Source organism: Lentzea sokolovensis (assembly GCF_033949975.1).
In the GTDB taxonomy this organism is placed as follows: Bacteria; Actinomycetota; Actinomycetes; order Mycobacteriales; family Pseudonocardiaceae; genus Lentzea; species Lentzea sokolovensis.
In genome coordinates, this window is sequence record NZ_JAXAVU010000001.1 from 1195204 (window position 1) to 1208550 (window position 13347).

At 68.3% G+C, this 13347-nt stretch carries 6 protein-coding genes; 2 read left to right on the forward strand and 4 right to left on the reverse strand.

Annotated features, from left to right (window positions below; genetic code table 11):
* The first annotated feature begins 233 nt into the window (after nucleotides 1-233).
* Complete coding sequence (gene otsB / locus SK854_RS04630) at nucleotides 234-2747, forward strand: trehalose-phosphatase (RefSeq protein ID WP_319973686.1); 2514 nt, start codon at nucleotides 234-236, stop codon at nucleotides 2745-2747.
* A 42-nt stretch (nucleotides 2748-2789) separates the two neighbouring features.
* On the opposite strand, the gene SK854_RS04635 is transcribed toward otsB, so the two are convergent.
* Nucleotides 2790-3386 carry a helix-turn-helix transcriptional regulator gene (locus tag SK854_RS04635; protein ID WP_319973687.1) on the reverse strand — a complete coding sequence of 199 codons (597 nt, stop codon included), beginning with the start codon at nucleotides 3384-3386 and terminating at the stop codon, nucleotides 2790-2792.
* 182 nt (nucleotides 3387-3568) lie between these two features.
* On the opposite strand from SK854_RS04635, the gene SK854_RS04640 reads away from it, so the two are divergent.
* Entirely contained in the window at nucleotides 3569-4255 is a 687-nt protein-coding gene (locus tag SK854_RS04640; RefSeq protein ID WP_319973688.1) for a response regulator transcription factor, read from the forward strand.
* Between the two features lie 7 nt (nucleotides 4256-4262).
* On the opposite strand, the gene SK854_RS04645 is transcribed toward SK854_RS04640, so the two are convergent.
* From SK854_RS04645 to SK854_RS04655, 3 genes are all read right to left on the reverse strand, one after another.
* Nucleotides 4263-4703, reverse strand: coding sequence for a response regulator transcription factor (locus SK854_RS04645; RefSeq protein ID WP_319973689.1), 441 nt, complete (start codon nucleotides 4701-4703; stop codon nucleotides 4263-4265).
* A gap of 293 nt (nucleotides 4704-4996) precedes the next feature.
* Nucleotides 4997-5209 carry a hypothetical protein gene (locus SK854_RS04650; RefSeq protein ID WP_319973690.1) on the reverse strand — a complete coding sequence of 71 codons (213 nt, stop codon included), beginning with the start codon at nucleotides 5207-5209 and terminating at the stop codon, nucleotides 4997-4999.
* A 146-nt stretch (nucleotides 5210-5355) separates the two neighbouring features.
* A complete protein-coding gene (locus tag SK854_RS04655; RefSeq protein ID WP_319973691.1) occupies nucleotides 5356-13317 on the reverse strand; it encodes a hypothetical protein in 7962 nt (2653 codons plus the stop codon).
* Nucleotides 13318-13347: the final 30 nt, after the last annotated feature.

Genomic DNA, 13347 nt, shown 5'->3' on the forward strand with positions numbered 1-13347 from the left:
CTGACAACTTCCGCCACCGACTTTAGAGCCCGGGCAACAACAATGCCAGAACGCAGAGCGCACGGGCAAACAAAAGTGTTTCCGCGGGCATCCGCCTTCAAAAAGGGATGTTCGTGTGCTTCTCTGCGCGAGAGCTCGCGGAGGCCGGCGCACCTGCCTCCAAAGTGGAGGGAAAAATTGTGACCGCTGTGGCGACGAATTATCACGGCACCGCTGGGACGCCGGTACAGGCATTGCCGGTCGAACTTCGGCAAGATCTGGTCAGGCTGGCCCGGACACCGCACCTGCTCGTGGCGTGTGATTACGACGGCACGCTGGCGCCGATCGCTGGATCGCCGGACGAGGCTTTTCCGGACCTGCGTTCAGTCGCCGCGCTGCGCTCGCTCGCCGGTCTGCACGAGACGACCTGCGCGGTCATCTCCGGACGGGCTCTGCGCGACCTGGCCGCGTTGTCCCGCTTGCCCGGCGAGGTGCACCTCGTCGGGTCACACGGCTCGGAGTTCGATGTCGGCTTCGTCCACGTGCTGCCCGAAAGCGCCCGTGACGTGCTGGCGAACCTGTACCGAGAGCTCGAGGCGCTGGTGAAGGTCACGCCGGGCGCTGTGCTCGAGGTGAAGCCGGCCGCGGTGGCGCTGCACCACCGCAGGTGCTCGGAGCCGGTGGCGCAGCGGATGTTGAAGGTGGTGGAGGCCGGCCCGAGCACCTGGGACGGCGTGGTGGTCACGTCGGGCAAGGCCGTGATCGAGTTCTCGGTCGTCGAGACCGACAAGGGCCACGCCTTGGACGTGCTTCGGCATCAGGTCGGCGCCAGCGCGGCGATCTTCCTGGGCGACGACGTGACGGACGAGAAGGCGTTCGCCCGGCTGTCCGGTCCGGACGTCGGCATCCGCGTGGGTGCCGGCGAGTCGCTGGCCGGGCACGCGGTGAACGACCCCGCGGATGTCGCGGCCATTCTTGCGTTCCTGCTGGAGGAGCGCCGCGCGTGGCTGCACGGCGACCAGGCCGTGCCGATCGAGCGCCTGACCATGCTCGCGAACGAGCGTTCGGTGGCTTTGGTGACGCCGGACGCCAAGGTCAACTGGCTGTGCCACCCCGAGCCGGACTCCGCGGCGATCTTCGCGGACCTGCTCGGCGGCCCCGCCGCGGGCCACTTCTCGATCAAGCCGGAGCACGGGTCGCTGCCGCTGGGCCAGCGCTACCTGCCGGGCACGATGATCGTGGAGACCCGCTGGTCGCGGCTCCTGGTGACGGACTACCTGGAGCACGACCTCGCCTCGCACCGCACGGACCTCGTCCGGCGGATCTCCGGCTCGACCAACGCGGTGATCACGTTCGCGCCGCGTCCCGAGTTCGGGCAGGTGCCGGTGCGGCTGCTGCGCGAGCGCGACGGCCTGCGCGTCGTCGGCACGTCGGACCCGATGGTGCTGCGGTCGCCGGGCGTCGACTGGGAGATCACCTCGGACGGCGTGCAGGAGACCGCACGCGCCGTGGTCCGCCCACGCGAGGGTGCGCCGGTGTTGCTGGAGCTGCGCTGCGGCACCGACGACATCACCGAGTCCGCGGTGGCCGAGTCCGTGCGTTGTGACCGCGCCGCCGGCTACTGGTCCGAGTGGGCGGACGGCCTCGTGGTTCCCGCCGTCGAACCCGATCTGGTGCTGCGGTCGGCGTTGACGCTGCGCGGCCTGGTGCACAAGGACTCCGGCTCGATCATGGCGGCGGCCACCACGTCACTGCCGGAGGAACTCGGCGGCGTCCGCAACTGGGACTACCGCTACTGCTGGCTGCGCGACGCGGCCATGACGGCGTCCGCGCTGGTCTCGCTCGGTTCGTTCGCCGAGGCCGAGGGCTACCTCACCTGGCTGCACGGCGTTCTCGCCACGGTGCCGGGTCCGGAGCGGCTGCACCCGCTGTACACGCTGCACGGCACCCAGCTCGGCGCCGAGGCCGTCATCGAGTCGCTGCCCGGCTACGCCGGCTCCCGGCCGGTCCGCGTGGGCAACCTCGCGAACCAGCAGGTGCAACTCGACGTGTTCGGCCCGGTCGTCGACCTGGTCGTGCAACTGGCCACCGCACGCGGCTCCCTGTCGGACGCCGACTGGACGATGGCCGGAGCGATGGCCGAGGCCGTCTCCCGGCGCTGGCACGAACCCGACCACGGCATCTGGGAGGAACGGCACGCGCCGCGCCACCACGTGTACTCGAAGGTCATGTGCTGGCTGACGATCGACCGGACGATCAAGCTCGGCGAACGGTTCGGCCGTGAGCTCGACCCGTCGTGGGTGCCGCTGCGCGACACGATCGCCACAGACGTGCTGAAGAACGGCTGGAACGACGAGGTCCAGTCCTTCACCACGGCCTACGACGGCGACGACCTCGACGCCGCCTCCCTGTTCGTGGGCCTGTCGGGCCTCATCGACCCGACCGACGAGCGCTTCCAGTCCACCGTCACGGCCATCGAGGCGGAACTGCGGTCCGGTTCGACCGTGTACCGCTACCGCCGCGACGACGGCCTGCCGGGCGACGAGGGCGGCTTCCACCTGTGCGCCGCCTGGATGATCGAGTCTTATCTTTTGACTGGTCGTCGTACCGAGGCCGAGGAACTGTTCGGCCAGATCGTCGCGGCCGCGGGCCCCACCGGCCTGCTGCCCGAGGAGTACGACCCGATCGCCGAGCGCTCGCTGGGCAACCACCCGCAGGCGTACTCGCACCTGGGCCTGATCCGCTGCGCCCAGCTGTTGTCCCGATGATCTGAGGACCCGGCTGCCGAGGACCACCCGGCAGCCGGGTCGTCACACCAGCCCTGCTCGTGCGGCCTGGGCGACCGCTTCACAACGGTTCTGCGCGCCGCACTTCTTGACGACCAACTGCACCCGGTTCACCACGGTGCGGTGGGACAGGGACAGCTCCGCCGCGATCTCGTCGGTGCCCCAGCCGCACGCGAGCAGCTTCAGCAGCTCGAGATCCCGGCCTCTCACCACGGACATCGGGCGGTGGTGCGCCGTCGCACGCACCTCGGCCAGCGCCTCGGCCAGAACCTCCCTGGCCGAGGGCCTGCCCTGTGCGGCGGTGACCACCTCGGCCACCAGCCGATCGCGATCCACCGTCGCGCGCGGCACGAGGCTCACCACGCGGGTCTGCTCCGCCACCGTCAGCGCGTCGTCCGCCATGTTGTCGAGTGCCAGCACGACGACCGCGCCGATTCGGCGCGCGGTTTCTCCGAGCCGGTCGAGAAAGGGCCGATCGACGAAGCCCGCCACGGCCACGTACACGTCCGCGGGGCAATCACCGAAGTCGGCGGCCACGGTGATGTCTGGATGCGATGTCAGCCAGCCCGCCACGCCGGCGATGACGGCCGGCTCGGCCTCCGGCAACCGCACCCGGATCACTCGGATTCCACCTTTCGGGTACCTCCGTTGTCATGTCGTTGCCTGAGCGGATATCAATTCGTGCCCTTCCAGCCCGCAAGACCCGTCACGTCGTCTCCGGAGCCTTGACTGAAGGCAGTATCTCGCAACAGCCCGTTAACTCGGATGCCACGTCCGGTGTCCACACACGTACTCGAGGTAGCATGCATTCCGTTCTGCTCGTCGAAGACGACGACAGCATCAGAGCCGCTCTGCACAACGCATTGACTGAGCGGCATTTCTCCGTCGTGGCGGTGGCCACCGCAGCGGAGGCGCTGAGGGAAACCGCTGCCGGCCCGCTCGACATCGTGTTGCTGGACCTCGGCCTTCCCGATCTGGACGGAACCGCCGCGCTGCGCATGATTCGCGGCATCAGCTCGGTGCCGGTGATCATCGTGACCGCTCGCCGCGGGGAGACCTCCGTCGTGCAGCTGCTCGACGCCGGCGCGGACGACTACGTGGTCAAGCCGTTCTCCGCCGACCATCTCGTCGCGCGCATGCGGGCGTTGCTGCGCCGCACGTCCAGCGCCGCGACGTCGGAACAACGCGTTGTCGCGGCAGGAGGACTCCACCTCGATCTGCTCGAGCGCAGCGCGTCGTTCCAGGGCAAGCACCTCGACCTGACCCGCCGCGAGTTCGACCTCCTGGTCTACCTCGCGGAGCGGCCGAACCGCGTGGTGACCAGGCGGGAACTGTGCGACCGGGTGTGGGGAAGCTCTGAGAGGGCGAGCGACCAGACTATCGACGTTCACCTGTCCTGGTTGCGCCGCAAGCTGGGTGAGACCGCCGCGAACCCGCGTTACCTGCACACGGTCCGCGGCGTCGGTGTGAAGCTCGTCGTATCTTCCTGACCACCGCTCAGATCACTCCCGCCCGCGCCGCGTAGGCGACGGCGTGCGCGCGGTTGCGGAGGTCGAGCCGGCTGATCATGCCCTGGATGATGTTCTTCACCGTGCGCTCGGAGTACCACAGGGCCTCCGCCACCTCGCCCGTGTCCTTGCCGTCCGCCAGCAACGTCAGCACGTTGATCTCCCGCGGGGTCAGGCCGGAGCTCGTCAGCCCGTTGGGCCGCAACACCTTGTCGTGCAGCAGGTGCACCTGGTCGAGCAGCGGGCCGACCAGTTTCGACGGGATCTCCCCCGCGCCCGCCGCGACGGCCGTGATGGTCTGGACGAGCCTGTCGCAGGTCGCCTGAGCCAGGGGGACAACAGCCCGCACCCCGCATTCGACTGCTCCCAGCAACTGGGATTCGCGCAGATCCTGAACCACGAGCACGATCGGCTTGGTGAATTCGGGCATTCTTTCCCGAAAAGCACGCAGATCAGCGATCACCAGGTGTTCGTGCGCCACTACGAGAACGTCAGCGTCTTGCAATCGCTCGGCCGGAACGGGTTCGACAGCGACCTGTCCTCGCAGAAGAGCCATCACGCCGGCACGCAGAATGGGAGTACGGGCGTGCACGGCCACCGGAATCGGATCCACTCGACGTCCTCCTCGCCACCATTAGCGTCTGAGACGATGATGAGGGATCGACCCTTAACTCCTCCTTAAGGGAAATTCACGACTGTCGGGTAGCCACCCACATACCGGGACTACTCCAGGTTCCGCAGAACCAGGCGTGCGTGAAAAGCCATCGCCTCACCGTCACCGCGATCCACAGCGGCTATCAGCTCTTCGACGGCGACAACCGACGTCAACAGGCCCATGACCTCTTCTGCGCCCTCGTAGTCGTGCTGCCGCACGAGTTCGCGATGCACCTCCAGCAACAGCACGTCCTCGAAGGACCGAGGTCCGGGAACTGTCATCGAAGCCGTCCTTTCGACAGAGTGACCATGACATTGGAGAAACGAACACCGGATGGCCAGCACCCGATCACGCCTCTGCCCGAATTGACGTGGAAGCCAGGCCTCGACCAACAGCCCGTCCGCCGATCGAGTCACGGATTCCCCAGTCACCGAACCCCGGCCGCCAATCCGATCGCCACCTCATATCCGTGCTCGAAGTACACCTGACGCAGAATTTCCATCATTTGTTCCAACCCGGCGAAGTCACCCGAGTCGATCGCCCTGCTCACCAGGCCGCTGCGAACGGCGATGGCCAGGACCTCGGCCCCAGCCGGACCGGCACCCACCGTCATGTCGTCGCCCTCGGTCTCGGTGGCGACATCGCGAATGAGGCCGTCCACCGTCCGCCACCAGAACGCCATGGCCTCCCGACTGCGAACGGATTCCCGCAGCAACTGCTCCAACACTCCCGTGCCGGCCACCAGCGTCAACGCGGTCGCCAGTCTGCTCGCCAGCCGGAACGCCGATTCCGCCCCGCGGGTCATCGATTCCCTGGTCACCGCTTCGACGATGTCGGTCAGCACCGCCCCGCGCAGTTCCGCGGGCAGCCGCGTCGCCGTGATCCGCTCGAACACCCCCAGCGCGTCGAGCTGATCGGCCACCGGCCCGATCGTCCGCACGAACTCGGCCGCCGATTCCGGACCCGCGTCCCCGTGGGCGCGGGTGACGTGTGAATGCAGGCCCTGCCGGACCACGGTCGCGACATCATCCGGCAACCGGCCGCGCAGCGCGCGCTCCACGCTCGCCTGTTGCCGCCCACCGCCGGCGTCGTAGGTGACCCAGTCCGCGCCCCTGTTGAGGGCGACCACGCCAAGCGCCACGGGGTTCTCGTTCAGCTCGGTCCCGGACGCGTGCACGAACGCGGTGGCCTCGCCCGTGAGAGCGTGCAGTCGCCTGGGTCCTTCCGCTGCGCGCGAAACCCGGAGAACTCCTTCTCCCACAGAACTTCCATCGGGCCCGGCAAGCGCAGAATCGCAAATGATCAAAGTGATCGAGTCGAACCGGCGTCCGCGCGACTGAGCGAACGGCGCCAACCTCATCACGAGCCGGCCCAGCACCTCACCCGACACGTGCACCAGCCGGCCGTCCCCCAGCCGGATCTCCACCAACCCGGCCATGCCGTGGGCCACTACGATGTACGTACCGGCCCGCTCCCCCACCCACGGAGACCACGACGGCGTGTATTCACCGTCGTCGATCGCCGCACGCTGGGCCGCGAACCGTTCCGGACCTTCCTCATCCGGAAGATCCGTGGTGTGCACGAAGGTCACCCCGTTGTACCGTTCGTGGACGAAGTCGACCGACTCATCGGCCTCGGCCGACGTCAAGGAGCCCACCACCGCCCCTGCCGAGTCCGGCAGAGGCGTCCAGTCGACATCGGCCGCGGTGAACCACACCAGGTCTTCACCGTCCACTCCGGACTCCAGCCGCTCGGCCATCCACATCGGGCGGTCAGGGGCATGCGTGCCTCCCCGGCGTCGCGCCTCGTTGTCCGCCAACGTTTCCGCGTGGTCCACGTTCCTCGGCAGGTGCAGCTGCATGTCGTTCACGAGCCCTCGCCAACGCGACTGCCCCACACGCTCAGGCGAAAGCTCACGCAACAAGTACTCGGTGACATGCCGGTCGTCGAGCATCCTGACCGCCGTCGCAACCCTGTCCGCCGTCGCCATGGCGGCGTTCCTGCCGTGCCGGTACACGTCGTTCGCCACCAGCGTCATCAGTTCGAAGAACGCCTGCGGCCCCGCGGGACGATCGCGCAACGACGTCCACAGGCCGGTGTCCGCCATCAAGCCCGAGGCGTCGGCCAACGCGCCGGCCCACCGGCGCGCCTCCACCTCGCCGCTTCCGGCCGGCGTCGCGCGTGCCGAGTCCAGGACGAACCGCTCGACCTCCGAGGTGTCACCGTCGAGTTCGGCCAGCGCCGCAGCCAACTCCGGGCCGGCCACGCTCACGACGCCGACCTCCTGCGCCGTCGCGTCCGGCCGGCCGTGTGCCGGCTCCGCCATGTCGACATCGCTCGTCAGGAACCCCGACGTCTCCGGGTTCGGCGGAGCAGAAGCCGGATGACCGGAGGGGAACTCCTCCTCCACCACCGTGGGCTGCCCCACGGGCACCCGCTCTTTGACCACGGCGACGCGGACCAGTCTGCTCTTCAGTTCCTCCCGCTGCCCTTCCTGGACATCGATCTCGCCGAACTTCGCAATCCTCCTGGCGTGCAGACCGATCACTTGAACGACCAGGTGATCTGGCATGCCGGCCACCGGCTCGCCGCGGAGCGCCGCCACCGCGCCCGGCAACACTCCCTTGAGCCACCCGACCAGCTCCTGCCCGCGCTCCTCACCGTCCATGCCGTAACCGCCCGCCGTGACATGCCACCGCACCGGCCCCTCGAAGACCCGGTCGGGCAGCCCTGCAAGGAAGCGCACGAAGTCCCGCATCCGCTCCGGCACAACACCTCGGTCGGGCCGACCTGTGCGCGGCAGCAACACCTGCCACTCCTCGTTCCTCCGCTCGGCGGCCATGCCCTCCGGCAACTGGCCGTCCGTTGGTGCGGAAGGCGGCGGAACTTGTCGAGCGTCGTCCTGTTCGACGATCTCGGGTACAGGGTCGGCGACTCGAACGTCCACAGCCCGATCGTCAATGCGCGGGAGAACGGTGTTCAGCGTCTCGACGTCACCCGTCCAGGCCGTCTCGGCGACGAACCGGGCCCATTGCCTGGCAAGTGGTAGATCGTCGACCGCGATGAACTGGCTCACCAGCAGAGCAGACCGCGCGATCAAATCCTCCTGCTGGGGACTGCCGACGTCGACGCCGAAGCGAATGGCGTTGATCGCCTCAGCCTCCGCCAGAACTCGGTAGGCCGAGTCGTGGCCACCAGGCACCGCGACCGGCCCGGCAGGCAGCTGCGACACGGGCACGATCGGGCGGGTGTCCACGCTCATCCGGTCCCCGGCGATCTCCCGGCCGCCGTCGACGGGTGGAGCGCCGCCGTCCTGCAACGGAGTGGGCAGCAGGACTGCGATCAGGCCCGCAAGGTCGCCTGCCCGGGCTGAGCTGGCGATGAGCCGGGCCTGCTGCTGAGCGGCCGGGCAACCGTCTTCGGCGAGCGACCGGCTCACCAGCTGAGCGGAACTCCTGATCAAGTCCTCCTGGCTCACGTCCCTGCCGGTCGAGCCGCCGAGGATCGCGTCGAGCGCACCGGTGTTCCGGAGAATTTCATGTGCCGATTCCAGCAGCCCGGAGGCAGCGTCGTTCGCCGGGAAGGCCGGTGCGTCGAAGGTGTCGAAGTCCGGTTCGAGGTCGTCGAACGAGAACTCGTCGAGAGCCGGCCCGGGCAGGTCGACGTCGGCCGGCGGAGCGTCGATCTCCGCGTTCACGGCACGCTCCTGCCAACCGGTCGGCCCGGTCATGGTGAACCGGACCGTCCTGGACACCACCTCCTGGAATGCGTCCGGCTCGATGCGGATCCGGCCGAAGTTCTCGCGCGCCAGCAACTCGTTCTGTTCGTTGATCAAGACTTGCAGGCGTGGAGGGAGATGCCGCAGGTATCTCTCGATCAACTGCTGCGAAGGGTTCAACTTCAGGATGTTCGGATCGACACCGAGCAGCCAGCCCATGACCGCCTTCGCCCGTCGTGTGCCGTTCACGAAGCCAGTGGCCCGTAGACGCCACCGTCCCGGCTGCCCGTCTCCAGCCAGGCGTGCGACCGCCAGGAACCGGTCGAGCTGGTTCCGCAGTTCAGCCGGCACGCTGTAGGCGTCGAGCCGCCCGTCCCGCGGCAACAACACACGCCATGTCCCTCTCTTCGAGCCGGGCGTGACGACCAGGCCCGGCGGCACGTCCGAGGCTCCCCAACTCTCCGGCAGCACGTCCGACGCTCCCAAGCTCACCGGCGCCAAGAGTGGTTCCGGGCTTCGCGGGACGGTGGCAGGCGCCGTCGGCGCCGCCTCAGGGTGTTGAGGCACAACGGACGAATCCGGTCTGCTCATCGTTATTCGGACCAACCTGGACGCCACCTCGGCGCGAGCACCGGCCGCGACCGTGGTGGAGCCGAACTCGTTGCCGACGTCGACCACCGCGGAGGTGTGCAACGAGAGATTGAGGTGGGGCAGCGGCGAACGCTGCAGTGTCCGCTGCCGCCATGTGAGGCGTGTCGGCACGGTCCGCGGGTCGATGCCGAGCAGCCATCCCACGACCGCACGCGACCGCAGCATCGCATCGTTGAAGCCGGTAGCGGCGAAGGTCCACTGCCCAGGCCGCCCCTGTGCGACGTGATCGCTCGCACCCGCGGCGAAAAGATCGACCTCGGCCCTCAGCGCACTCGGCACCTCAAGGCCCGCGAGGGACGCATCACGCGGCAACAGCACGAGCCAGGTCCCAGCCGTCGCACCGGGCATCACGACCAGGTCCCCTGGCACGTCCGAGGGGATCCGCCACTCAGCGGGATCCTGTTGATCAACCGGCACGGCCGGCTGCGAACCTTCCAGCCGCGCGGATCGCCCTTCCCGCCGCGACACGGTGGTTGCGGACGGCACCACCGCTCGATCCTCGACCCCTGCCTGCCGGATCGGCGGCGGCGCGTCCCGCACCGGTTCGGCCACTGTGTTCGCGGACGGTTGAACATCGCGTGGAGCAGACAGGGTGAACCGGACGACCCTGCCCCTCACCTCCGTCAGTGCTTCAGGTCCGAGGAGGGTCAAGCCGAACTTGGTAGGCCCGTTCTGCTCTGACTGACCAACCGCCGTGGTCTCCAAGCGAAGCGGGAGACTTTCCCGCAGGGCGGGGGAAGCCTGTGGTGCCAGAGCCCCCGGTGCAAGACCGAGCAACCATTCGAGCACCGCACGCGCGCGCTTCCTACCCCCGGCGAAAGCGGTCGTCGAGGCGACCCACCGCACATCCTGACCGGGCCGTGCCGTCCTCGCCTCCTCGACGAACCGAACCACCTCCGCCCGCAACCCCGGCGGCACCTGGTAGTCGGTGAGATCGCCTTGGCCCGGCACCATGACCAGCCAGGTGTCCTCCCCCGCGCCGGCGGTCACGACCACGCCCTGAGGCAGGTCCGCGCGGTCGTTCCACTGCCCTTCCCTGCTCGGCACCACCATCGCTTCGGGCGGTCCCATCGGCGCTTGTGGCACCGGCTCGCCGGGCACAGGTTCGTTCAGCACCACCGGATTCGCCGAGAGGGTGATCCTGACCAATCTGGACGCGAACTCGTCCAGCACCTCGTCCGCGATGAGGAGGTGACCGTAATGCCGGCCCGCACGTTGCGAGCCCACACCTTGCCCACGGGTTTCCAAGTGGGCCGGCACGACTCCGCTCAGCCAGCGCGCCACGTCCTCTCCGCGCTGGTCACCACCGTGTCCATAGCCGGTCACCACAACGCGCCAACGGACCGGAAGCCCGTGGCGTCGATCCGGCTCCGCCGAAATCTGTTCCACAACGCGCCGCAACGCCTTCGGCACCGCACCGTCGGTGAGTCCACCGTGACGGGGCAACAACACATGCCAACCCTGAGCCCCCTTGCGCGGTAGCAAGGTCAGCTCGGCCGGCAAAGCCCAGATTCCCGGCTCCTCCCGCGTCTGCGGATCGACCTCGGTGATCCCCTCCGCACCCGGTCGCGACCCGGCGTTCCCGGCGACGGAATCTTGAAGATCGACGGCCTGGGGTCCGCGGTTCGGCCGGACGTAGGGGTGTGCGGCCTGCCGCGCCTGTTGCCCGCGACGGGAGCCGTGCCCCGGCTCCGCCCTGCCGACATCGCTCGTCAGGGACCCCGGAGCCTCCGCGTTCCGCGAAGCAGAAGCCGGATGACCAGAGGAGAACTCGTCCTGCACGACCATGGGCTCGCCCACGGGCAACAGCTCTCTGGCCACGGTGACGCGGACCAGCCTGCTCGACAGCTCGTGCGACGCCCCTCCCACGAACCGGGTCCCGCCGAAGAACTGGATCCGACCGCTCCACAGACGGTTCGACTGAACGACCAGGTGATCCGGCATGCCGATCACCAGCTCGCCCCGGTGCGAGCTCACCGCGCCCGGCAACACTCCCCTGAGCCACTCGGCCAAGTCGTGCCCACGCAGTTCACCTCCGATGCCGTAGCCACTTGCCGTGACATGCCAACGCACTGGCCCCTCGGCATCCCTGTCGGGCAGCCCTGCGAGGAATCGCACGAAGTCGTGCATCCGTTCCGGCACAACACCTCGGTCGGGCTGGCCGGCGCGCGGCAGCAACACCTGCCAGTCGTCGTTCTTCCGTTGGGCGACCATGCCCTCTGGCAACTGGTTGTCCGCTGGAACAAAAGGCGGCGAACCCGGTCGATCGCCTTCGGGCACGACGATCTCGGGTCCGGGATCGGTGGCCGGAACCTCCACCGCCGGAACGAAAACGGGTGGGAGAACGGTGTTCAGCGTCTCGACGTCGCCCGCCCAGGCCGTCTCTGCGATGAAGGCGGCCCATTGCGTGGCAAGCGGATGATCGTTCACAGCGAGGAACTGGCTCACCAACAGAGCGGATCGCGCGATCAAATCCTCCTGCTGGGCGCTGTCGACGGCTACACCGAAGCGGATCGCTCTGGTCGCTTGAGTCTCCGCAAGAACTCCGTAGGCCGACTCCACCAACCCGAAGTCGAAGTCGAACTCGTTCTCCACGGATTCGAGACCGGTGTTCCCGGCAAGCACTGGCGAATCAGTGTTCATCGCGTCGTCGCGACCCGGTGGCACAGCGAGATCCCGTTGAACGGCGGGAACCTCCGCAACGGGAAGGATCCGCCGTACGTTCTCAGACCTGCGAGCCGCGATTTTCATCGGTGCGGCGGGCCGATCCGTCGTGCGCTCGGACAGGCTGATCCTGACCAGTCGCGTCATCACCGCCTGATAGGCGCTGCCCTCAGCGTGCAGAGACCCGTTCCTGACAGAGATTCGCTGCGGTACAGAACTGTGCAGCTGGACGACGAAGCGTTGCGGCTCCCCCTCGATCCGCATCGGACGCCGAGTCAGCGAATTCTGATCAATGCCGAACAGCCAGGCGCCGACCTCTCTGGCCCGCCCACTGCCACCGCCGGCGAAACCGGTCAAATCGACACGCCAGAGCCGGTCCTCCTGTTCCGCACCGTCGTCAGGTGACGTGGCTGCCTGCTGTGCGAACTGCTCCAACGCGACTCGCAAGGACTCCGGTACCTCGTGGTCACCGATCTCGCCGTCCTGCGGCACCAGCACGTACCACGTCTGTCCGTCGAAGTCGCTCGTGACGACGGGACCACGAGGCAGATCCCCTGCCTCCAGCCATCTCACCTGAGGTTCGGGCGGGAAGACCACCATTCCCGCCGGATCCGCCGGTTGTCCGCCGATGGTGATTCTCACCAGCCTGGACGTGACCTCGTCCCGGTCACCGGCCGCGATGCTGCCCGCGCCGAGATCCAGGGCCATCCCGCTTGCCACGCCGCGCCCACGCACGTCGAGATGGCGCGGCATCCCGGTTGCGAACTCTCCCCGTTGTGCCGCAACGGCCCGCGGCAGCGCGCGGCTCAGCCAACCGGCCATGTCCGTCCCGCGCTGTTGGCCACCGGTGCCGAAGCCGGTCGCTGTGATGTACCAGCGCATCGGCCCCGCCTGGTCCGCAACGGGCAGCTCCAGGACGGAACTCACCAAAGGCTGCAACTGTTGCGGCACCACTCCGTCGACGAGCCGGGTGTCGCGTGGCAGCAACACCTCCCAGTTCTCACCCCGCCGCTCGACGGTCAAACCCGCCAGTGAAACCGGTTCCGCGTTCTCCGTGCCCACTGTGGAGGGTTCAGCGGGCGCCGCGGCTCGACTCCCGGTGTCTTCCCGCTGAACCTGCGGGAGTATCTCCCACGTGGGTTCGAAGACGACGGAGGTCCGGATGGTGACCGCAACCCGCCCGTCCGCGGCGTCGCGCCGCTTGGCGCGTTGCCGATCAGTCAACCCATCCGCGGCAGGAGCGGTCACCACGATCTGCGCCGCCGGCGCCCTGTCCGTGATCAAGCGGACCACCTCGTCGCGATATCGGACACCGCCCGCCTCGGCGACCTCCACCTCCACGACGTGACGGAGCATGCCTTGGGACAACGTGAGCCGGGTGTTGAG

What these genes read in the sequence shown, in the direction of transcription:
- SK854_RS04640 (WP_319973688.1), top strand. Translation starts at nt 3,569, where the DNA reads ATGCATTCCGTTCTGCTCGTCGAAGACGACGACAGCATCAGAGCCGCT.
- SK854_RS04645 (WP_319973689.1), bottom strand. Translation starts at nt 4,703, where the DNA reads ATGCCCGAATTCACCAAGCCGATCGTGCTCGTGGTTCAGGATCTGCGC.
- SK854_RS04650 (WP_319973690.1), bottom strand. Translation starts at nt 5,209, where the DNA reads ATGACAGTTCCCGGACCTCGGTCCTTCGAGGACGTGCTGTTGCTGGAG.
- SK854_RS04655 (WP_319973691.1), bottom strand. Translation starts at nt 13,317, where the DNA reads ATGCTCCGTCACGTCGTGGAGGTGGAGGTCGCCGAGGCGGGCGGTGTC.